Here is a 21,354-nt window from a genome sequence, read left to right as displayed (position 1 = left end):
GATGAGATAGCCGGCCGCTCCTCGGCCGGGTCGAACGAGGCCCGGGCCTCAGGGCCAACGACGGAAGATCAACGAGGTGTTGATGCCGCCGAAGGCAAAGTTGTTGCTCATCACGTAGTCGCAGTCGAAGCGTCGCCCCGCGCCGCTGAGGTAATCCAGCTCGGCGCACTTGGGGTCGAGGCGGTCGAGATTGGCAGTACCGTGGAACCAGCCTTCGCGCATCATCTCGATGGCCGTCCAGGCTTCCAGGGCGCCGCAGGCACCGAGGGTGTGGCCGGTGAAACTCTTGAAGGCGCTGATGGGCTGTCGGCCGCCGAATACCGCGTGGGTGGCCTGGCTCTCGGCGAGGTCGCCGCGATCCGTGGCGGTGCCGTGGGCGCTGACGTAGCCGATCTGTTCCGGTGATAGGCCGGCGTCGTCCAGGGCCTGACGCATCGCCGCTTCCATCATGATGGCGTCCGGCTGGGTGACGTGACGGCCGTCGCTGTTGGTGCCGAAACCGACCAGCTCGGCGTGGATGGCGGCTCCGCGCGTCCGGGCATGCTCGAGATCCTCCAGGATCAGCGTGCCTGCGCCTTCGCCGATCACCAGGCCGTCGCGTTCGGCGTCGAAGGGCCGTGGCGAGGTATCCGGCGCCTCATTGCGGGTGCTGGTCGCGAACAGGGTGTCGAACACCGCCGCTTCGGAGGCCGACAGTTCCTCGCAGCCGCCGGCGATCATGGCCGTCTGCCGCGCGAAGCGGATCGCCTCATAGGCATAACCGATGCCCTGGCTGCCCGAGGTACAGGCGCTTGAGGTGGTGTGGATACGTCCCTTCACGCCGAGGAAGACGCCGATATTGACCGGTGCGGTATGCGCCATCATGCGGATATAGGAGTTGGCGTTCAGGCCGTCGGTGGACTTGTTGATCAGCATGTTGCCGAAGTCGGCCACCGCGTCGGGCTCCCCGGCGGAGGCGCCGTAGGCGATACCCATGCGACCGCTGCCGAGCAGCGCATCGCCCAGCAGTCCGGCGTCTTCCAGCGCCAGCTCGCTGGCGCGGGTGGCCATGCGTGCACCTCGACCCATGCTGCGCAGCGCCCGGCGGTGATAGTGGGCGGGCAGCGCGAAGTCCTCGACGGGAGCACCGAGGCGGGTGTGGAGTCCCTCGTATTCATCCCAGTCACCGATGTGGCGAATACCGGTGTCCAGACGGGCCAGTCGCTCGCGGATGCTTGCCCAGTCGTTGCCGATCGGCGAGAAACCGGCCATGCCGGTCACCACCACGCGTCGTCCCAGGCCATCGGCCCTCAGAGTGTCGGTGGTCATCAGCACATGCCTCCGTTGACGGCCAGCACCTGTCGAGTGACGTAGGCCCCGTCCGTGGAACACAGGAAACTCACGGCGCCCGCGACCTCCTCGCCGGTGCCGGTGCGCTGCATGGGGATCAGCTTGAGGGCTTCCTCGCCGGCGATATCTTCGGTCATGTCGGTATCGATCAGCCCGGGGGCGACGCAGTTGACGGTGATGCGGCGCTTGGCGAGTTCCACCGCCAGAGCCTTCATCGCACCGATCAGGCCGGCCTTGGCGGCGCTGTAGTTGACCTGACCGCGATTGCCCATCAGTCCGGATACCGACGACATGACCACGATGCGTCCCGGCGCGCGCCGTCTGACCATCGGCATGGTCAGCGGTTTCACCACGTTGTAGAAGCCGTCGAGGTTGGTGTGGATGACGCTGTCCCAGTCCTCGTCGGAGAGGGCCGGGAAGGCCCCATCAGCGGTGATGCCGGCATTGCAGACCACGCCGTAGTAGGCGCCGTGGGCTTCGATATCGGCCTCCAGGGCCTGACGAGTGGCCTCGCGGTCGGCCACATCGAAGCTCAGGATGCGGGCCTGGCGGCCGAGGCCTCGGATGTCCTCGGCGACCGCCTCGGCGGCGTCCCGGCGCTGGCGGCAGTGCAGCACGATGTCGAAGCCGTCGCGAGCCAGGCGCAGGGCGATGGCGCGTCCGATGCCACGGCTGGAACCGGTGACGAGAATGGTATCGGTCATGAACGTGAATCCTCTTGCATGGCGTTCAGGGCCTCCGGAGAGTCCGGTTCGAAGACGTTGAGAGTGGCCTCGGCCAGCGCTTGTCCCTCAGCATCACGCACACAGCCGCGGAAGGCGGCGAGTCCGTTGTCGGCGAGATAATCGAGCGTCACTTCCACGCGAATCCGCTGGTCGAAGGCGAAATGCTCGACCTGGCAGTGATAGCGCCGGCTGCCGAGCAGAAAGCCGATCCGCGGGGTGCCGCCCGCGGCCTTGGCGCGGCCGCCGGACCAGGCGGCGACGGCCTGGGCGAGCCACTCGATGCCTACCCAGCCGGGAATGCCGTCGGCGGTGGCGAAGAGGTCGTCATGGCGCGGCGTCACCGCGGCGATCAGGTGCTCTTCGCCGCACTCGACGAGGGTGTCCAGTAGACACATGGGGCCCTGATGGGGCACCAGATCGGCGATGGGCGTCATGAGGTCTTCTCCAGAAGCAGGGCGATGTTGTTGCCGCCGAAGGCGAAGGCGTTGGTGAGCGCGCAGCGCAGTCGGGCCGTCCCGCCGCTGTTCAGCGGCAGCGGCGCCAGCGACGGGTCCGGCTCGCCGTCGCTCACCGCCGGCGGCAGTCGTCCGGCATCGAGGGCCATCCAGCAGAAGGCGGCTTCCAGTGCGCCGCAGGCGCCAAGGGTGTGGCCGGTCAGGCTCTTGGTCGAGCTGCACGGTGGCGGCTCCTCGAACAGGCTCGTGACGGCTTTGGCCTCCATGAGATCGTTCTGGATCGTCGCCGTGCCATGCAGGTTGAGATAGTCAACATCTCCCGGCTTCATGCTTGCCATGCCGAGCGCGGCCTGCATCGCAGCCTTCGCGCCCATCCCATCGGGGTGAGGCGCGGAAATATGATAGGCATCGCTGGTTTCGCCGTAGCCGGCCAGTTGGATGCCGCCTGGTTCACCGGTCATCAGGAACAGGGCGGCGCCCTCGCCGAGGTTGATGCCGTTGCGGCTTCCCGAGAAGGGCTGGCAGGGCGCGTCGCTGACGGCCTCGAGGGCCGAGAAACCGTTGACCGTGAGTCGGCAGAGACTGTCAGCGCCTCCGGCGATCACGGCGTCACAGGCGCCCGATGCGAGCAGCCGCCGCGCGCTGGCCAGGGCCTTGGCGCTGGAAGAGCAGGCGGTGGACAGCGTATAGGCGGGACCGCACAGCCCCAGGTAGTGGGCGACAAAGGCGGCGGGGGCGCCGATCTCCTGGCGCTGATAGTGGAAATCGGCCGGCCAGTCGCCGTTGTCATTCCGCTCGCCCAGAGCGTCCTCGGTTTCGCCGATGCCGGAAGTGCTGGTGCCGAGCACCACGCCGATAGTGGCTTGCGGGTGGCGTGTTCGAAAGGCATCCAGGGTCGGCGCCAGACGCTCCAGCGCCGCGGCCAGCAGGCGATTGTTGCGCGAGTGGTGCGCCGCCGGCCAGTCCGATGCATCCGGCAGCAGCGTGGTGACGCGACCCAGCGGCAGTGGCCGCCCGGGCGTGAAGGCGTCGCTGATCGTCAGGCCTCGCTGGCCGGCGAACAGGCGCTCGGCGATCGTCTCGGTATCGTCTCCCAGAGGGCAGACGATCGCGGGCGGATGCAGTCGGAAGCCGGAGGCAGGCCGGGAAGTCATGGAGCTCGGCATGGGGCGGTCGTCCGGGTCCGTGTGTCGAGTGGAGAGATGGTCAGTCGATAGTCGCCTTCCATGTCCTGCAGGACACGGCAGTGGGCATCGCCCTCCAGGCGAGCGACCCGATGATCTTCCTTGAAGATGAGACGTTCCTGGCCGCGGGTCTCGAGGCGCCAGTCGCTGTCATTGAAGGCATCTTCCAGTCGGTCGGCGGGCCACAGCCCCCAGCTCAGGCGGCTGGCGAGCCAGTCGGCGCTGAAGGGGGGCTCGAAAGCGGCATCCGGCAGGAAGCGGGCCCCGTCGGCGTCCTGCACCAGGGTCAGCAAGCGCTGCCCCTGGGGGCTGAGCAGTGCCAGCCGCAGCGAATGGCGATCGTGGCGCAGGGCGGCAATGAGGTCGTGGCGTTCGTCATCGTGCTCGAAGGTCAGCCGATAGGTCTCTGGCACCGCTGCCGGCAGTGTCGCGACCGGCGGCAATGGGGACGATGGTGGCGCCAGGACACAGGACGACAGGGCGATCGACAGCAGGCTCGGCAGGAGTCGGTACCAGCCGAGACGTCGGATCGGGCGTGAGGGCATCAGGTCGCGGATCATGGGATGTCGGTCATGGCCTCGTTGGCGCAGGTCTCGGCCAGTCGGTCGAGTCGGCGCCGGCTGGCGGCGACGAAAGGGTTGGATTCGTCCCAGGCATAGCCGGCGAGCACCGAGCTGATCATGCCGCGAAGCCGCTCGGGCTGACGGTCGTGGAAGATGATGCGCGGCAGTCGGCCATCGTACCAGGCGTCGACGAATGCCCGGAAGGTCGCCACGCCCCGGCGTAGTGGCGTCTCGAAGTCGGCCTCCCAGTCCATCGCCTGGCCCGCCAGCTGGCGCTCGACCAGAGGCGCGGCCCGCAGCGCCGAGTCCAGGGCGACGGTCACGCCCGAGGAGAAGACCGGATCCAGAAACTCGCCGGCGTTGCCGAGGATGGCGAAGCCGGGGCCGTGGAGCCGCTCGACGTCGGCGGAATAACCCGTCAGCCGGGTCACGTCGCGGATCGCGCTGGCTCGGTCGAGCAGTTCGGCAAAGCGAGGCTCCTGGCCCAGAAGGGCCCAGAAACGTGCGTCGTCGTTGCCGCCGGCGGCTGTCAGGGTCGCCGAATCGGCGACCACGCCCACCGAAGCGCGTCCGTCGCGGAAGGGAATCAGCCAGTACCAGACCTGAGGATGCGCGGGGTGTATGCCGATCAGAATCTTCTCGCGATCGTGATCGGGGCAGCGGATGCCGTCCTCGACGTGTGTGAAGAGCACGCTGCGTTCGGCCAGCGACGAGGGGCGGTCGAGGCCGGTGAGGCGTGCCAGCACACGCCCGTAGCCGCTGGCATCGAGCACGAAGCGCGCCTGGAGGTCGCGTCGTGTGCCGTCTTCATCGCGCAGCGTCAGCCTTGGCGCGAGCGCGTCGGGGGCGAAGTTCTCCACCGTTACGCCATGCTCGATCCTGGCGCCTGCCTGACGCGCGCCTCCGATCAGCCGCTGATCGAAGTCGGCGCGCTCGACCTGCCAGGTGGTGCCCGGGCCGGCACTGAACTTGTCACGGAAGTCGATGGCGGCCTCGGCGCCCTTCCAGCAGAAGGCGGCGCCGTTCTTGGGCTGGAAATCGCCGGCACGAGCCGCCTCGAGCAGCCCGCAGGCCTCGAGGTGGGTCATGCATTGCGGCAGCAGGCTCTCGCCGATAGAGAAGCGCGGGAAGTGCTGGCGCTCCAGCACGCGCACGTCGTGGCCGCGTCTCGACAGCCAGGCGGCCGCTGCGGCACCTGCCGGGCCGGCGCCGATGATGGCGATATCGGTGGTCTCACTCCGTTCCATGTGTGACGAACTCCCTGTCATGTCGGTCGGATCGCGTCGCTCCCCGGGAGAAGGGCACCAGCGCCCAGGTGGCGACCAGGCCGACCAGACAGGTCAGCCCGAGGTAGTGCAGCGCGGGGGTGGCGCTGAAGGCCAACAGCCCGAAGGCCAGCAGGCTCGAGGCGCAGGACAGGCTGATGGCCAGCCAGGCGGCAGCGTCTCGGGGATGCTCGGTGCTGAAGATGCCGGCATCCAGGCCGATCCCCAGCACCAGCAGCATGCCCAGCAGGTGAAACAGGGTCACGCCCATGCCGAGAACGACGAACAGCCCGAACGTCAGCGCCACGGCGCCCACCGGTGGCAGCAGTACGCGCCAGGCGCGCCGTCGGTAGCGCCAGCCGAAGAGCAGCACCAGCCCCAGCATGGCGAGCGCCAGCCATAGCCCGATCTGCTGACGCAGCAGGCCGAGCTGATCGGAGAGGCTCGCAACCCGGTCGCGATAGTCGAGCCAGGAGGTACCGTCGGCCAGTGTCCCAAGGGCCTGGGCGGCTTGCGGGGTGACGCCATCGAGCAGTACCAGGGCCGTGGGGCGACCCTCGGCGGTCGTGAACCATAGCGAGCGGTCGGCCTCGCCCGCCGTGGAGCTCAGCCAGGCGTCCGGTGTCAGCTCGGGGACCTCGGCCAGGGAGGCGTCGAGGGTCTCTGCCAGGGAGAGCGGAAGACCGGCGGTGTCCAGCACGCCGGGCAGTGCCTGGTCATAGCGTTGCCTTACCCGTTGCAGGCTGTCGGCCTGGCGCTGTGGCGACGGCACAGATTGAGCCAGGTGGCGGTAGTGACGCAGCCGATCCCGTGAGACGAGACGGGACAGGGGGTCGTCCAGCGACTCGAGGCGAGCCAGCAACCGGGATTCGCTGTCGGCGGTGGCCAGCAGATAGCGCTGCCCGCCGCCACGTTCGAGCAGCGTCTGGACCTGCCGCTGCTGGTCGACCAGCAGCGGTGGCGAGGGGTTGAGATGGCGCAGGTCGTCACCGGCGCGTAGCCCACCAAGCGCCGTTGCCAGCGCTGCCAGCAGCAGCACGGCGAGGCCCGCCTGCCAGCGTCCCGTTTTAGCGGGCAGCCGGCAGCGCTCGAGGCGCGCGGCGATGGCCGCGGTCGCGGGATGATGGGGGGAGTCCAGGTACGGCAGCCAGAGGCGAACGGTCAGCCAGGCACCGATCAATCCCAGGGCGGCGAAGGTGGCCATCTGGCGCAGTCCCGGCAGCGGCGTGGCCAGTTGCACCAGGTAGGCGCTCAGGCTCGAGACCAGTCCCAGTGCCAGACCGGGCCACAGTCGAGTCAGCGTACGCCCGGGATGCAGGGCGCGGGCGCACTGCAGGTGCAGGGCATAGTCGACGGCGACGCCGATCAGACTGGCACCGAAGGCCAGGGTCAGCAGGTTCAGGGCACCAAATATCGCCCAGGTCAGCGGCAGGGCGAACAGGATGCCGGCGGCCACCGGCAGCAGCAGGCTGGCCAGGATACCGGGGCGGCGAAAGACCCAGCCCAGCAGTAGCAGAATGCCCAGCAGCGACCCCAGACCAATGGTGGTGATCTCTTGCTTGGCCAGTCGGGTGCCGGCCGCGGCGTGGAAGACCAGTCCGGCACGCAGTACTGTCAGTTCGGGGTGAGCCTGTGCGAAGGCGTCGACGGCATCGACCAGCGGTGCCTGGCGGGAAGGGGCGTAAGGGCTGCCGATCAGGCGGGCGCTTAGCAGCTGCCAGCGTTGTCCCTCGGCGGTCACGCCTGGCATGCCGTCCTGCCAGGTCACTGGGCCAGTCAGCCGATCATTCAGCCAGGCGTCGAGCAGGCCGAAGGGATCGCGGCGCGGATCGGCGCCGAGTCCTGGCGTGAAGAGTCGCGACAGGGCGCGCTCCTGCCATTCGCTGGCGGAGGCATGGGCCAGCGTCGAGGTCAGCAGCCGGTAGCGATAGGGAGCGAGCAGCCGATCGGGACGCGGTGGTGTCTCGTCATCGATACGCTCGATGCTGCCCGAGTCATGCAGGCGCCGCTTCAGGTCGGGCATGGCCGAGGCGGCGTCGGGCCCTGTCACCAGTATCAGCAGTCGGGAAGCGAAGGCTCGATCGAGATGGGCCTCGGCGGCGGTGAAGCGTTCTGCCTGGGCTGACGCCGGTAGCATCGCGGTCACGCGGCTTTCCAGCGGCGCCCCGCGCCACAGCTGGATACCCAGCAGTAGCGCACAGGCCAGCAGCGCCAGCGCCCACAGGCCGGCGGCACGTCGTTCCCAGGCCGGATGGGCCGCCGTCCGGTCTTTCACGACGCCGAGGCCTCGATGTCCAGCGTGTCACAGTCCGCCGGCTCCAGTGCCAGCTCGAGTCGGTCTCCGTTGCGGAACTCGAGCCGCACGCGCTCGACCCGCTGGCCGCCCGTGACGCGCAGGCCCGTTAGCCGTTCGGCCACGGCGGCATCGCGTGGCGTCAGCCGGGCCTGCCAGGCGTCTTGCTGTCCCTCGAGGCGCAGCCGAAAGTGCTGCTCGACGGCCTGCCAGTCACCGGCCAGTAGACCGGTGAGCACCGGCAACATCGCCTTGAGCCCCAGAGGCAGGTTCGGGTTGTCCGGCGCGAGCCGCACCCGATCGCTCACCGGGGTAAGGGTCTGCCAGATCAGCGCCTCGCCCTGGCGGCGGAAGACGCCGGTGCTGTCGAGCCCGGTGTCGAGGTCCGCCATCCAGCGATGCTGGGAGAAGTGCCCGCAGGTGGGTGCATGTGCGCGAAGCTGCTCGGCGAGCCGGTCGGCGTCGGGCGTTGCCTCGGCGACACCGGTGGCGGGGAGGCTCAGCAGTGCCAGCAGCAGGATGAAGGCGATGCGGCGGCGGCTCATCGCTGCTGCTCCTGCCAGGCCAGCAACCGATCGACCAGCGCCGGTGGCGAGGCCAGGCGCATTTCCCGGTCGTCCAGACCGACGGCGACCTGCACGGTCCAGGCACGGGTCAGCCGCCGGCGCGTCTCGGCATCGCGCAGGGTGTAGTCGACCTTGAGGCGGTGTTCCCACTCGCTCAGGCGTGCCTCGATGGCGATGCGCTGGGAGAAGGTCGCCGGCGCCGCGTAGCGCACGCGCAGGTCGATCACCGGCCAGGCGAAGCCGGAGTCGCGCATCTGCGGATAGTTGTAGTCGATGGCATCGAGCAGTCGGCAGCGAGCGATTTCCAGATAGCGGACATAGTGGCCGTGCCAGGCGACTTCCATCATGTCCACATCGTGGAAGGGAATCTCGAGCTCGACTTCGGCCCTGGGCAGAGGGCGATCATCCGGCGTCATACAGGCTCCAGTGGCGGTGGCGAATCCGCTCGCAGAGGCGCTTGAGCTCCGCGTCCAGGGCGCGATCCTCGCCCAGCGGCGGGATATCGCGTCGGCATTCGTCGAGGAAGGCGGCCAGACGCTCCGGCAGCGGATCGGCGTCGTCCCGCCGGCTGCGAAGTTCAGCGCCCTGGCAGGCGGCATGCAGGGCGGCGGCGGTGACCTGCTCGACCAGCGTCAGCACGCGCAGGGCGTCGCGGGCGGCGATGGTGCCCATGCTGACCTTGTCCTGATTGTGGCACTCGGTCGAACGCGAGAAGACGCTGGCCGGCATGGTCAGCTTGAGCGCTTCGGCGCTCCAGGCCGAGGCGGCGATCTGCACCGCCTTGTAGCCATGGTTGAGCGGCAGGCGTTCCAGCGACGCACCGCTCAGATTGCTCGGCAGGCCGTGGTTGTAGCGGGTATCGACCAGCAGGGCCAGCTGGCGATCGAGCAGGTCGGCGAGATTGGCGGCGGCCTGCTTGAGGCCGTCCATGACGAAGGCCACGTGGCCGCCATAGAAGTGACCGCCGTGCATGACCTTGCCGATGTCGGCGTCGATCAGCGGGTTGTCGTTGGCGCTGTTGAGCTCGTTTTCCAGAAACTGACGCCACCAGGGCAGGCTATCCTCGACCACGCCGATCACGTGAGGCGCACAGCGGGTCGAGTAGCGGTCCTGCAGCCGCGGCGAGTTGCGCGGTGTGTCGGGGGTGTGCAGGTCCTCACGCAGCCATGCGGCGACCCGCCCCTGTCCGGGATGCGGCTTGGCGGCGAACAGCTCGGCATCGAAGTGATAGGGGTTGCCGGCCAGAGCGTGCACCGACAGCGCCGTGATGCGGGTGGCCAGCCGGGACAGGTAGGCGCAACGGACGAAGGCGAAGCAGCCCAGGGCGGTCATCACCGCGGTGCCGTTCATCAGCGCCAGGCCTTCCTTGGGCTTGAGGCGATAGGGCGTGAGCCCCCGTTCGTCCAGGGCCTCGGCGGCGGGGCGGCGCCGGCCGTTGTCGATCACCTCGCGCTCGCCGCACAGCACCGCGGCGAGGTAGGAAAGTGGCGTCAGATCGCCGCTGGCGCCCACCGACCCTTCCTCGGGAATGACCGGCACCACGTCGTGTTCGAGCAGCCAGGCCAGACGCTCGAGCAGTTCGAGGCTGACGCCCGAGACGCCGCGACACAGCGAGATCAGCCGAACCAGTACCACGGCGCGGGCGGCTTCGACCGACAGGGTCTCGCCGAGGCCGCAGCCGTGGAAGGTGTAGAGACGATGGGGCAGCTGGGCCACGTCCTCCGCCGGCACGGCGCGAGTGCAGGCATCGCCGTAGCCGGTGGTCACGCCGTAGACCACGCCGTCCTCTTCGAGCAGCGTTTCCAGGAAGGCGCTGCCTCGTGCGATGCGCTTGCGGAAGGCGGCATCCTCGGAGAGACGCGCGGGGCGGCGGCCCTCGGCGACTTCCAGGATCGTCTCGAGGGCGACGTGGGTGCCATCGAGGTAAAGCGGCGCCTGGGTGTCATTGGCATTGTTCATGGCGGGCCTCCGTGTCGTCGGGCCAGAACGGATAGAAGTTGAACCACTGCAGGGGATGGCGGCGAACCCGCTCGGCCAGCCGGTCGGCATGGCGTTGCATGGCGTCCTCGAGCCAGGCCTCGCGCTGGCGACGTGGTAGATCGCGAGTATCGTCGAAGGTGGCGAAATCGACGTGGAAGCCGTTGTCCTCGCGCACGCACGACAGGGTGTACAGCGGGCAGCGCAGCAGCGTTGCCAGGCGGAAGGGCCCCTCGGGAAAGTCGGCCGGCGCGCCGAGGAAATCGACGCGGCGTCGCCGACCGGCGCCGACCGGCACTCGGTCGGCGGCGATCACCACGAAGCCGCCGCGCCGGATACGCTCGTCGAGGTGCTGCGCGGTGGCCGGGGAGATCTCGGTGACTTCCAGCAGATCGGGCTGGCGGCGCCCGGTGGCGCGTTCGAGCAGGTCGTGGAACTTGCGGGCGTTGCGAGTGTGCACCATCACCGTCAGGTCCAGGTCCGGATGACGATCGCTCAGCGCATTGACCACCTCGAGGTTGCCGTGATGGGCGACCAGCACCAGTCCGCCGCGCCCCGAGGCGATCGCCGACGTGAAGCGATCGACGCCGTCGCCGTGAAGGCGAGAAGGCGGATACTCGCCGCTCCAGGCGGCGACCTTGTCCATCAGCGAGCGGCCGAAGGCCAGGAAATGGCGGTAGCTGCGCCACCGGCGCGCCAGGGGCCGCCTGGCCAGGTTCGGATCCAGGCGCGTGAGGTAGTCGCTGGAGGCGCGGCGGGCCAGGCCATGGGTCAGGAAGTACCACAGGATGACCGGGCCCAGTGCCACCCGGAAGGGCCAGTTTCCCAGGCGGCGGCGAATGCCCACCATGACGAGCATCCCGGTCAGGGTGCCGCGCTCGCCGATCCTCGCCCAGTGCCGCCGTGTCATGTTCGCCACCTCCTCCTGGTCAGCAGCCGAGGCAGGCGCAGCAGCATGCCGAAGAACAGCCGGGTGTGCATGGCGCTGATCTGGAGGTTGTCGCGCCAGGGCGCGAAGTGGCTGACGCCATCGGCCGGGTAATGGACGTGCACCGGCTGGTTGCGCAGCGCGCCGCCGGCCCAGAACCAGCGCACCAGTACTTCGGTGTCGAAGGTCATGCGATCCCCGCAGGCGTGACGGGCCAGCAGTCGGTTGAGCGGTGCCACCGGGTACAGACGGACGCCGCACATGGTGTCGCGGATCTGCAGTGACAGGGTGTTGATCCAGACCCAGACGTGAGTGGCGTAGCGGCCATAGAAACGCGCCCTCGGCACGCTGGCGTCATAGCGGGGGTGGCCAACGACCAAGGTCTGCGGGGCTTCGCGCATGGCGTTCAGAAAGGCGGGCAGATCCTCGCCGCGGTGCTGGCCGTCGGCGTCCACCTGCAGCGCATGGCTGTAGCCCAGACGCTCGGCCTCGTGCAGGCCGGCTCGGACTGCCGAGCCCTTGCCGCGGTTCTTGGCCAGGCGCACCAGGTGGTGGCCACGTGCCGCCAGGCGATCGAGTTCACGCCGGCAGGCTTCGTCGCTGCCGTCGTCGACCAGCACTATGGGCAGGTTCAACGCCTCGAGCGTCATGCAGACGCCGGCAATGGTGCCCGGGTGGTTGTAGACCGGTACCAGGGCGCAGGGGAGCGGATCAGCCATCGTCGTCCCCCGCCAGGCGTATCCGGCCGCTGGCATGGCGGCCGTCCCGGGAGTCCAGGGTGAAGGTCAGGCTGCCCGGCCGTTTCTCCAGCCGGAGCATGAAACGCGCTCCCGGGCGCAGAATGCGCTGAAATTTCAGGCGCTCCACGCCCCGGAAGCCTCCGAGCGCGCCGAAGGCCTCGCCGGCCAGTTCGATGGCCCACTGGATCATGACCACGCCGGGGACCAGCGGGAAACCGTCGAAGTGTCCTTCCAGATAGGACAGGCGCTCCGGGACTTCCAGCGTCACGCGGCAGGTCTCGGGATTCTCCCGATGCTCGCCCAGCCAGCGCGGTCGCCGGGTATCTTCAAGATCGGCGAACAGCCGAGTCACGGCGGCGCCGTCGAGCTTGCCCTGTGCATTGGTGGGAAGCGACGAGACGAAGCGCCAGTAGCGCGGTATCGCCACCGACGGTTGGGACGCGGCCAGATGGCCGCGCAGCCGGGCGATCAGCTGCCGCCGGCTGTCGTGGTCGTGAGGCAGGGCATCGTCGGCCATGACCAAGACAGCGCCGAGGCGTTCGTCGGCGCGTCCGAGGTTGATGCCGCGAGCCTGCATGACGCCGGGCAACGCCATCAGATCGCGCTCGACGGCGGTCAGCGAGACGCGCTTGCCGGCGAGCTTGATCAGCCGGTCCGCGCGTCCCAGCAGGCGGAAGCCGCGGTCCGTGACGGCGACACGATCCGCCTGGTGCCACCACCGGTCAGGATGCTCAAGGTAGGGGGAACGCAGCGCCAGATTCTCCTCTTCCAGGGCGATCTCGACGCCTGGCAGCGGTTGCCAGTCGTCGTGAAGCGATTGCCGCCGAAAGGCGATGCCGCCGGTTTCCGTGCTGCCGTAGAGTTCGATGACGGGGGCGTCGAGCAGGGATTCGGTCCGCTTGGCATCCGCCGCCGCCAGCGGGGCGCCGGACGACATCACGCGGCGAGGCGAGCGCCAGGTCAGATGATCCGGCAGGCGCGACAGCTGGGCAGGAGAGCTGATCACGGTGGGGCGACGCCCGACCTGTTCTGCCTCGGCGAGGCGGGCGGCCATGACCTCGGGATAGCGGCTGTCGTCGCCGCAGAACGGCACGCCCTGGCACAGCGGATGCAGTACGCCGGTCAGCAGGCCGTAGATATGCTGGTGGCTGACCTGGGAGATGACGGCCTCGCCGTCCAGCGGCCAAAGACCGGCATGGGCGTCCAGCTCCGTTTCCAGCTGGTCGAGCCGCTTGGCCTGCATGACGGGCTCGCCCGTGGATCCCGAGGTATACAGCACCAGGGCCTCGCGTGTCGGGGCCAGCCGTTCGGGGGCGGCGACGGGCTGGTCGGAGGCAGCAGGCGGCGCCTCGGGCAGGATGCCATCGACCTGCTCGGCGAGCCTCTGGAGCGTCGCCGGGCGATCGTCGCCGGGCAATACGGCGCTGCGACCGCTCTCCCACAGCGCCAGCAGGGCGGCGCAGAAGGCGGCCGGATCGCTGTCGTGGAGCAGCCAACGTCCTTCGGGGCGTCCATCGAGCCACTGCCGCCAGGCATCGATGCGGGCAGCGAGATCGCCAGGGCGGCACCAGGGGGCGGCAGACAGGTCGGGGGAAGCCTCGGTGTTGCGGCGCCAGGGCAGCCGGGTCAGGGGGAGGTACATGAAGCGGACTCTCTGCGCAGGCGGCGACGGCACAGCCATTCACCGATAAACATCAGGGCGATCAGCCCGTAGCTGATGACGCCGTTGTACAGGGACCACACGGCCAGATCGGCGTACAGGGCCGTCCAGGCGGCGATACCGCCGTTGACGAGAAAGAAGCCACACCAGGCTCGGGTCACGCGCCGGGTATAGCGCACGCCGGCCGGAGGCAGCTCGGGCTCGCGCAGTCTCGCCAGGCGCTCGATGACCGGCCGGCCGCGCCACAGGCTGGCGGCGAAGACGCCGAGCATCACGGCATTGACGGCCACCGGATAGGCGCGCATGCCCAGCTCCGGGTCGATCAGCAGCCCGATCAGTCCCAGACAGGCGGCGGCGAGAATCGCCAGCCGGCGGGCCTCGGGCATTCTCCAGGCCAGCAGCAGCACGCCGCCCACCAGCAGCGGCCAGCTGCCGACATCGTCATGCAGCCACCAGACGAGCAGGGGCCAGCCAAGTCCTGCCAGCAGGAGCAGAGGCTTGAGCGTTCCCATGGTGAGTCTCAGTCGTTCAGCAGGCGTTCGACGGCGTCGACCACATCACCGACGCTGCGCACCGACTTGAAGTCCTCGGGATTGATGCGCCGCCCGGTGAATTGCTTGAGTTCGACGACCAGATCCACGGCATCGATGCTGTCGATGTCCAGGTCCTCGTACAGTCGCGCCTCGGGCTGGACCTCGGCGGCGTCCAGCTCGAACAGCTCCACCAGGGTCTTCTGGATATGGGCGAGGATATCCGCCCGGGTCACGGCGGTGGGATTATCCATCGGCACGGCGAGCCTCCACGAGCGACTGCAGGGCGGCCAGGCTGGCAAAGTGCTGACGGGTATCCTCTGCTTCGGCGTCGAGTTTGATACCGTAGCGCTTCTGGAGCGCCAGTCCCAGTTCGAGCGCATCGATGGAGTCCAGCCCCAGGCCATCGCCGAACAGCGGCGCCTGGTCCTCGATGTCGTCCGGGGTGATGTCCTCGAGCTCGAGGGTCTCGATGATCATGCGCTTGAGATCAAGCGACAGTTGTTGTGTGTCGTGCATGGTGCAAGCACTCCAGTTCCCTATTGAAATGGCGGCTCAGCGTACGGGTCAGGGCGCGGGCCTGCTGACTCGTTGGCAGCGCATCATCCCGCTCTAGTGGCAGGTCGTCGAGTACGCGAAGGTCGATCCGTACCTTGCGTGATGGAATGTGATACCAGGGGTCACCCTTGGTCAGGGTGGTCGGCTCGCAGCGGATCACTACCGGTGTGATGGGCGTGTCCGTACGCAGTGCGATATTGGCGCCTCCGCGTCGGAACTTGATCGGTCGTCCGGGTTCGGTGCGGGTGCCCTCGGGAAACAGAATCAGCGAATGGCCTGCGGCCAGGCTGGCACGAGCGGCCTCCAGGACGGCTTCCGGATCGCGATTGGTGATATAGCCCGCAGCGCGGATCGGCCCTCGGGTGAAGGGATTGGTGGCCAGGCGTCCCTTGACGATGCAGTCGGCATCCGGAACCTGGGCGAGCAGGAAGATCACGTCGATCAGCGACGGATGGTTGGCCAGGATCAGCTGCCCGGGTGTGGCCAGGCGCTCAATACCCTCGAGCCGATAGTCGAGCACGCCCAGGCCGCGCATCAGACCGATGAAGGCGCGGAAGGTCTGGCGGATGAGCCGCCGGGCCAGTCGGCGTCGCCGGTAAGGATCTCGCACGGCGAGGCGCAGCAGCGGAGCGATCACCATGCCGATGATCAGGCCTCCGAGGCCGAAGGCCGAGAAGGAGAGGGCGGTGCCAAGGCCGCGTTTCCACTGATCCAGGCTCACTGCGCCTCCCGCCGCCAGCGTTGGGCGAGCGAGGAGCGGCGACCGGCTAGCCAGTCAATGACGTCTTCGGGCGTCGGGGCATCGAGAGCGCCGTTCGCCTCGGCGATCAGCCGCTCCCCCCCCGAGCGAGACAAGCGCAGCACCACGGCGCAGGGATGCCCCGGATGCGTCGTGTGGCCCGCGTAGGCCTCGGGCAGCGGCCCCTCGGCGAACACGGCGACCACGTCGTCATGGCCTTCGGCCAGATAGCCGGCGGCTTCGGTCATCAGGGCGTCGAATTCCTGGCCACAGGCCCCCAGGGCCTGGAGCGGACGGTGATGCTGCCGGGCAATGGAATGCACGCCGATCACGGCGTTGTGGACCGACATGGAGAAGCGGGCCGGCGAAAGGGAATTGCCTGCTATCAGTTCCTCGAGCATGGACAGCGTGTAGCGAGTATCGCCGTGCCGGGAGGCATGGATAAGAGGGCATCGCGCCTCGGGGTCCAGGGCCGCCAGGAGATCGCAGACGGCACGCCCGGTCTCATCCAGACGACGACGCAGCATCGCCGGCAGCGACGCACCGGGGCGCGCGTCGATCTGGCGTTCAGCGGGTACGGCTGAGCCGAGATCCCCGTGAAGCCAGCCTCTCCAATCCTTGAGATACAGTGGCTGCATGACGTTCGAGAGCTGTCGAGATGCGTGAGGGGCGCTAACAATACCGAATTTACTCAAACCCCGCTATATCTGCACTGTGTGGAGGTTGTATTCAAAATTTCTCATGATTCTGAGGCTCTGACATGGCGCCCGTGATGGGAGGCTGGGTATCGCATCGCGCACGTCTGACTCGAACAATGGCATGAGAAGCCCATGCTCACCTGGATGTAACGGTGTCGCGGGCCGAATGGGCGGGCTCTCTACCACCGTCACATTCGCGAGGATCGTGAGTGGCCGGGTGTCGGTGCGGGTGTTTTCGGCAACGCCGAGGCGTTGGGGGGCGTCAACGAGACGCTCAACATCGCCATCGATGAAGTGCTGAACCTCCTTCGCCTGCTGGCTTCGCTCGAGTAGAGTCCAACTCCCTTCCTCGGGCCGCTATCCGGGGTGCCGAATACTTCGTCTCCCTTTAAGGCCTCGGCGCGATAGCGTCGGGGCCTTGCTGTGTGCGTCCCCGTCAGGGATGTTCTCGTCCCTTCGACCAAAGATGCATGACGCGATGTCGGTGAAGCGCTAGACTCTTGCGACAAATGTCAGACATTTATTCGCGCCGCGGCGGCGCTTCCTCCATCCCAGGCCAGGAGCCATGACATGCATGCCCTCACCCTCGCCTCCTTCCTGTTCTTCACGGGGCTGGTGGCCTTCATCACCTGGCGGATCACCCGCCGCGACGACCACGCCAGCACCAACGGCCTGTTCCTGGCCGGGCGCAGCCTGACCTTCCCGCTGATCGCCGGCTCGCTGCTGATGACCAACCTCTCCACCGAGCAGATGGTCGGCCTCAACGGCGCCGCCTTCGCCGACGGCCTGAGCGTCATGGCCTGGGAGGTGGTCGCGGTCATCGCCCTGGTGCTGCTGGCGCTGTTCTTCCTGCCGCGCTTCTTGAGAAGCGGCATCGCCACCGTGCCCCAGCTGCTGGAGCTGCGCTTCGACACCGCCACCCAGCGCATCGCCAACCTGATCTTCCTGCTCGCCTATGCGGTGATCCTGCTGCCGATCATCCTCTACTCCGGCGCCATGGGCCTGCAGGGCATGCTCGACCTGCACGGCCTGACCGGCATCCAGTCCGACACCGTCCTGCTGTGGCTGACCGTGTGGCTGGTCGGCCTGATCGGCGCCGTCTACGCGCTGTTCGGCGGCCTGCGCACCGTGGCGGTGTCCGACACCCTGAACGGCATCGGCCTGCTGGTCGGCGGCTTCGTGATCGTCTACTTCGGCCTGCAGGCCGTCAGCGACGGCAACGGCGTGCTGGCCGGCTGGGAGATCCTCAAGGACAGCCAGCCCGAGCGGCTCAACTCCATGGGCCGCGAGGACCAGCAGGTGCCCTTCGCCACCCTGTTCACCGGGGTGCTGCTGATCAACGTCTTCTACTGGACCACCAACCAGCAGATCATCCAGCGCACCTTCGCCGCCAAGAACCTCGCCGAGGGCCAGAAGGGCGTGCTGCTGACCGGTCTGTTCAAGCTGCTCGGGCCGCTGTACCTGGTGCTGCCCGGCATCATCGCCTACCAGCTCTACGCCGATCAGGGCATCCAGGCCGACGAGGCCTACGGCCACCTGGTGTTCAACGTGCTGCCGCCCTACCTCACCGGCTTCTTCGCCGCGGTGATGGTCGGCGCCATCCTGTCGTCGTTCAACTCGGCGCTGAACTCCACCACCACCCTGTTCAGCCTGGGCTTCTACCAGGGCGTGCTCAACAAGGACGCCAGCGAGGCCCAGGTGGTGCGCGCCAGCAAGATCTTCGGCTGGCTGATGGCGCTGACCGCCATGATCATCGCCCCGCTGCTGGCCGGCCAGGACAGCCTGTTCGGCTACCTGCAGAAGATGAACGCCATCTACTTCATCCCGCTGCTGGCGGTGGTGCTGGTCGGCCTGCTGACCAAGCGGGTGCCGGCGATGGCCGCCAAGGTCGGCCTGGTGGGCGGCTGTTTGCTGATCTTCGCCGGCTACTTCATTCCGCCCTTCGACCGGCTGCCGCAGGTGATGCACGAGTTCCACTTCGTGGCCTCGGTGTTCGTGCTGCTGGTGGTGGCGATGCTGGTGATCGGCAAGCTGCGCCCGCGGGCCGAGGCCTGGGTCCACGAGGACAGCGGCGCCGTCGACCTGACGCCGTGGAAGGGCGCGGTGCCGGCCGGCATCGTGCTGGTGGCGCTGGTGATCGCCATCTACGCGGCCTTCGCCGGCTGAGCGGGGCGACGATGAGCCTCGACGATCTCTCTCCCCACCGGGGCGGTGCCGAGGACCTGGCCCGGCTGCTGGCCCGGGCGCTGCTCGGGGGCCGCTGGCGGCCCGGGGAGACCTTCCCCAAGGAACTGGATCTCGCCGCCCACTTCGGGGTCAGCCGCAACCAGGTGCGCAACGCCCTGACCAGCCTGACCGCCGCCGGCCTGCTCGAGCGCACCGCCGGCCGCGGCACCCGGGTGCGCGAAGTCGGCGAGTGGCACCTGCTCGACCCGCAGATGAGCGACTGGCTGGTCGGGCTGGAGCGCCCCCAGCCGCAGCTGGTGCGTGAGCTGCTGGCCTTTCGCTACTCCGCGGAGCCGGTGGTGGCCGAGCTGGCCGCCCGGGCCGCCGACGCCGACGACCTGGGGCGCCTCGAGGCGGCCCTGCAAGGCATGGCCGAGACCGCCGAGGCGCCGGGCCAGGCCGCTCGTCATGCGGAGCATGACGTGGCCTTCCACGAGGCCATCTACGATGCCAGTCACAACCTGGTCTGGCGCCAGATGGGCCACCTGTTGCGGCCTTCCATCATCGCCCTGGTCCAGCATTCGCAGCGCCCCGCGCGGGGCGACGACGGCCTCTCCGACAGCCTGGCGCGCCACCGGGCCGTGCTCGCGGCGATCCAGGCGCGCGACGGCCAGGGCGCGGCCCGGGCCGCCCGCGAGGTGCTGCGCCGCACCGCCCGGGATCTGGGCATCGATACCGGCGACGCGCCCGAATAGACATCCATCGGCCGCCATCCGGGCGGCCGTTCACGACCGATCATTGACGCGTTCAGCAAGGAGTTTTCCATGAAGATAACCCGACTCAAGACCTGGCAGGTGCCGCCGCGCTGGCTGTTTCTCAAGATCGAGACCGACGAGGGCGCCTATGGCTGGGGCGAGCCGGTCATCGAAGGACGCGCCGCCACCGTCGAGGCCGCGGTCCATGAGCTGTCCGACTACCTGATCGGTCAGGACCCGCACCGCATCGAGCACCTGTGGAACACCCTGTACCGCGCCGGCTTCTACCGCGGCGGGCCCATCCTGATGAGCGCCATCGCCGGCATCGACCAGGCGCTGTGGGACCTCAAGGGCCGCGACCTGGGCGTGCCCGTTCACCAGCTGCTGGGCGGCGCGGTGCGCGACAGGATGCGCATGTACGCCTGGACCGGCGGCGACCGGCCGAGCGACGTGGGCGAGGGTGCCAAGGCGCTGGTCGACCAGGGCTTCACCGCCTTCAAGATGAACGGCACCCCGGAGCTGCAGATCGTCGACAGCCATCGCAAGGTCGACGAGGCCGTGGCGCGGGTCGCCGAGGCCCGCGAGGCGGTGGGGCCGGACGTCGGCATCGGCATCGACTTCCACGGCCGCGTGCACCGGCCCATGGCCAAGGCGCTGCTGCGCGAGCTGGAGCCCTTCCATCCGATGTTCGTCGAGGAGCCGGTGGCCCCCGAGCACCTGCCGTGCCTCAAGCACATCGCCGGCGGGCTCGGCTATCCGCTGGCCACCGGCGAGCGGCTGCACACCCGCTTCGAGTTCCGCGACCTGCTGGCCGACGGCATGGTCGACATCGTTCAGCCCGATCTATCCCACTGTGGCGGCATCAGCGAGGGCCTGAAGATCGCCGCCCTGGCCTCCGCCCATGACGTGGCACTGGCGCCGCACTGCCCGCTGGGGCCGCTGACGCTGGCCACCTCGCTGCACGTGGATGCGGTCAGCCACAATGCCTTCATCCAGGAACAGAGCATGGGCATCCACTACAACGAGGACAACGACGTGCTCGACTACCTGGTCGACAAGTCGGCGCTCAGCATCGAGGACGGCTTCTGCGCCATTCCCCAGGGCCCGGGGCTGGGGGTGGAGATCGACGAGGCCTTCGTCGAGGAGCGCGCCAAGGTGGGCCACCGCTGGCGCAACCCGGTGTGGACCCATGAAGACGGCTCGATCGCCGAATGGTAGGAGAGGCCGAAATGACCGACTCGATTTCCGCACGGCTGGCCTGGGTCGCCGTCGACTGGGGCTCCAGCAACCTGCGTGCCTGGGCCATGGACGCGGGCGGCGAAGTGCTGGCCGAAGCCGAGGCCGCGCGCGGCATGCTGGGCCTGGCCCCGGCCGACTACGAGCCGGCGCTGCTGGCCGTCATCGGCGACTGGTTGCCCGCCGAGGGGCGCATCACGGTGCTGGTGTGCGGCATGGCCGGTGCCCGCCAGGGCTGGCGCGAGGCCCCGTATCGCCCGGTGCCCACCGCGCTCGATGCCCTGGCCGAGGGCGCGGTGCGCCCGGCCACCGAGGATCCGCGCCTCGACGTGCGCCTGCTGCCCGGCCTGTGCCAGGGCACGGACGCCGGCGGCTTCGACGTGATGCGCGGCGAGGAGACCCAGCTCGCCGGGCTGGCGGCCCTCGCGCCCGGCGTGTCCGGCCTCGTCTGCCTGCCCGGCACCCATGCCAAGTGGGCGACGCTCGAGGACGGCCGCGTGCAGGGCTTCCATACCTACCTGACCGGCGAGCTCTATCGCCTGCTGGCCGAGCGGTCGGTGCTGGCCCACTCGCTCTCCGAGGACGACCTCGAGGACCCGGCCTGCCGCGAGGCCTTCACCGCCGCGGTGGCCGAGGCCGCCGCCGCACCGGAGGCCTTCACCCGGACGCTGTTCGGGCTGCGCGCCATGGACCTGCTCGACGACACCCTGCCGGCCGGCGAGGCCCGCGGCGCGGTGCTGGCGGCCAGGCTCTCAGGGCTCGCCATCGGCCTGGAGCTGGCCGGCGCCTGTGGCGAGCTGGCCGCGGGCCAGAGCGTGCGGCTGATAGGTGGCGAGGCGCTGTGCCGCCGCTACGCCCTGGCGCTCTCGGCGCTGGGCCACGACAGCGAGATCATCGCCAACCAGCGCGCGGTGCTGGCCGGCCTCGGCCTGGCCCACGCCGCTCTCGAACACGCTTCCCCTGACCAAGACTGAAAGGAGTCCTGCC

Annotated in this window: 22 protein-coding genes; 4 read left to right on the top strand and 18 right to left on the bottom strand. The window is 68.8% G+C overall.

Features of this window, described 5'->3' with window-relative positions; all coding sequences use genetic code 11:
- Window positions 1–48: 48 nt before the first annotated feature.
- Genes ACXAFN_RS03540 through ACXAFN_RS03455 form a run of 18 tightly spaced genes read right to left on the bottom strand, consistent with a single transcriptional unit; the run spans window position 49 to window position 16,150 of the window.
- Window positions 49–1,308: a beta-ketoacyl-ACP synthase gene (locus ACXAFN_RS03540; RefSeq protein ID WP_474986228.1), complete on the bottom strand. Its 1,260-nt coding sequence runs from the start codon at window positions 1,306–1,308 to the stop codon at window positions 49–51.
- A complete protein-coding gene (fabG, locus tag ACXAFN_RS03535) occupies window positions 1,308–2,033 on the bottom strand; it encodes a 3-oxoacyl-ACP reductase FabG (RefSeq protein ID WP_474986226.1) in 726 nt (241 codons plus the stop codon). Before fabG ends, ACXAFN_RS03540 begins: the two co-directional genes overlap by 1 nt.
- Window positions 2,030–2,488, bottom strand: coding sequence for a hotdog family protein (locus ACXAFN_RS03530; RefSeq protein WP_474986225.1), 459 nt, complete (start codon window positions 2,486–2,488; stop codon window positions 2,030–2,032). The genes fabG and ACXAFN_RS03530 overlap by 4 nt, the downstream gene beginning before the upstream one ends.
- The gene (locus tag ACXAFN_RS03525; protein ID WP_474986224.1) at window positions 2,485–3,675 is read right to left on the bottom strand and encodes a beta-ketoacyl-ACP synthase; all 1,191 of its coding nucleotides are present in this window, start codon (window positions 3,673–3,675) and stop codon (window positions 2,485–2,487) included. The genes ACXAFN_RS03530 and ACXAFN_RS03525 overlap by 4 nt, the downstream gene beginning before the upstream one ends.
- Entirely contained in the window at window positions 3,660–4,253 is a 594-nt protein-coding gene (locus tag ACXAFN_RS03520) for a DUF3261 domain-containing protein (RefSeq protein ID WP_474986222.1), read from the bottom strand. Before ACXAFN_RS03520 ends, ACXAFN_RS03525 begins: the two co-directional genes overlap by 16 nt.
- Complete coding sequence (locus ACXAFN_RS03515; protein WP_474986221.1) at window positions 4,250–5,503, bottom strand: NAD(P)/FAD-dependent oxidoreductase; 1,254 nt, start codon at window positions 5,501–5,503, stop codon at window positions 4,250–4,252. Before ACXAFN_RS03515 ends, ACXAFN_RS03520 begins: the two co-directional genes overlap by 4 nt.
- On the bottom strand, window positions 5,490–7,796 hold the full coding sequence (locus ACXAFN_RS03510) for an MMPL family transporter (protein ID WP_474986220.1): 2,307 nt from the start codon (window positions 7,794–7,796) through the stop codon (window positions 5,490–5,492). Before ACXAFN_RS03510 ends, ACXAFN_RS03515 begins: the two co-directional genes overlap by 14 nt.
- Window positions 7,793–8,359, bottom strand: coding sequence for a LolA-related protein (locus ACXAFN_RS03505; RefSeq protein ID WP_474986219.1), 567 nt, complete (start codon window positions 8,357–8,359; stop codon window positions 7,793–7,795). Before ACXAFN_RS03505 ends, ACXAFN_RS03510 begins: the two co-directional genes overlap by 4 nt.
- Window positions 8,356–8,796 carry an acyl-CoA thioesterase gene (locus ACXAFN_RS03500; RefSeq protein ID WP_474986217.1) on the bottom strand — a complete coding sequence of 147 codons (441 nt, stop codon included), beginning with the start codon at window positions 8,794–8,796 and terminating at the stop codon, window positions 8,356–8,358. Before ACXAFN_RS03500 ends, ACXAFN_RS03505 begins: the two co-directional genes overlap by 4 nt.
- Complete coding sequence (locus tag ACXAFN_RS03495) at window positions 8,783–10,339, bottom strand: HAL/PAL/TAL family ammonia-lyase (RefSeq protein WP_474986215.1); 1,557 nt, start codon at window positions 10,337–10,339, stop codon at window positions 8,783–8,785. The genes ACXAFN_RS03500 and ACXAFN_RS03495 overlap by 14 nt, the downstream gene beginning before the upstream one ends.
- On the bottom strand, window positions 10,323–11,267 hold the full coding sequence (locus ACXAFN_RS03490) for an LpxL/LpxP family acyltransferase (protein WP_474986214.1): 945 nt from the start codon (window positions 11,265–11,267) through the stop codon (window positions 10,323–10,325). Before ACXAFN_RS03490 ends, ACXAFN_RS03495 begins: the two co-directional genes overlap by 17 nt.
- Entirely contained in the window at window positions 11,264–12,004 is a 741-nt protein-coding gene (locus ACXAFN_RS03485) for a glycosyltransferase family 2 protein (protein ID WP_474986212.1), read from the bottom strand. Before ACXAFN_RS03485 ends, ACXAFN_RS03490 begins: the two co-directional genes overlap by 4 nt.
- Window positions 11,997–13,667: an ApeI family dehydratase gene (locus ACXAFN_RS03480; RefSeq protein ID WP_474986210.1), complete on the bottom strand. Its 1,671-nt coding sequence runs from the start codon at window positions 13,665–13,667 to the stop codon at window positions 11,997–11,999. The genes ACXAFN_RS03485 and ACXAFN_RS03480 overlap by 8 nt, the downstream gene beginning before the upstream one ends.
- On the bottom strand, window positions 13,652–14,197 hold the full coding sequence (locus ACXAFN_RS03475) for a COG4648 family protein (protein WP_474986208.1): 546 nt from the start codon (window positions 14,195–14,197) through the stop codon (window positions 13,652–13,654). Before ACXAFN_RS03475 ends, ACXAFN_RS03480 begins: the two co-directional genes overlap by 16 nt.
- Before the next feature lie 8 nt (window positions 14,198–14,205).
- Window positions 14,206–14,469 (bottom strand): acyl carrier protein, encoded by a 264-nt coding sequence (locus tag ACXAFN_RS03470; protein WP_474987467.1) that lies wholly within the window; start codon window positions 14,467–14,469, stop codon window positions 14,206–14,208.
- Window positions 14,462–14,734, bottom strand: coding sequence for a phosphopantetheine-binding protein (locus ACXAFN_RS03465; RefSeq protein WP_474986207.1), 273 nt, complete (start codon window positions 14,732–14,734; stop codon window positions 14,462–14,464). The genes ACXAFN_RS03470 and ACXAFN_RS03465 overlap by 8 nt, the downstream gene beginning before the upstream one ends.
- Complete coding sequence (locus tag ACXAFN_RS03460) at window positions 14,706–15,494, bottom strand: lysophospholipid acyltransferase family protein (RefSeq protein ID WP_474986205.1); 789 nt, start codon at window positions 15,492–15,494, stop codon at window positions 14,706–14,708. The genes ACXAFN_RS03465 and ACXAFN_RS03460 overlap by 29 nt, the downstream gene beginning before the upstream one ends.
- On the bottom strand, window positions 15,491–16,150 hold the full coding sequence (locus tag ACXAFN_RS03455) for a beta-ketoacyl synthase chain length factor (RefSeq protein ID WP_474986203.1): 660 nt from the start codon (window positions 16,148–16,150) through the stop codon (window positions 15,491–15,493). Before ACXAFN_RS03455 ends, ACXAFN_RS03460 begins: the two co-directional genes overlap by 4 nt.
- A 630-nt stretch (window positions 16,151–16,780) precedes the next feature.
- Here ACXAFN_RS03455 and ACXAFN_RS03450 point away from each other — a divergent pair.
- The 4 genes from ACXAFN_RS03450 (at window position 16,781) to ACXAFN_RS03435 (ending at window position 21,341) form a co-directional block, all read left to right on the top strand.
- Window positions 16,781–18,376 carry a solute:sodium symporter family transporter gene (locus ACXAFN_RS03450; RefSeq protein ID WP_474985370.1) on the top strand — a complete coding sequence of 532 codons (1,596 nt, stop codon included), beginning with the start codon at window positions 16,781–16,783 and terminating at the stop codon, window positions 18,374–18,376.
- A gap of 11 nt (window positions 18,377–18,387) precedes the next feature.
- The gene (locus ACXAFN_RS03445) at window positions 18,388–19,131 is read left to right on the top strand and encodes a FadR/GntR family transcriptional regulator (protein ID WP_474986201.1); all 744 of its coding nucleotides are present in this window, start codon (window positions 18,388–18,390) and stop codon (window positions 19,129–19,131) included.
- A 69-nt stretch (window positions 19,132–19,200) separates the two neighbouring features.
- On the top strand, window positions 19,201–20,349 hold the full coding sequence (gene dgoD / locus ACXAFN_RS03440) for a galactonate dehydratase (RefSeq protein ID WP_474986200.1): 1,149 nt from the start codon (window positions 19,201–19,203) through the stop codon (window positions 20,347–20,349).
- An 11-nt stretch (window positions 20,350–20,360) separates the two neighbouring features.
- Window positions 20,361–21,341 (top strand): 2-dehydro-3-deoxygalactonokinase, encoded by a 981-nt coding sequence (locus tag ACXAFN_RS03435; protein WP_474986199.1) that lies wholly within the window; start codon window positions 20,361–20,363, stop codon window positions 21,339–21,341.
- Window positions 21,342–21,354 lie beyond the last annotated feature (13 nt).

It is taken from the genome of Halomonas sp. ABH4_019 (assembly GCF_056159885.1).
This window is presented reverse-complemented; position numbering and strand designations above follow the sequence as displayed.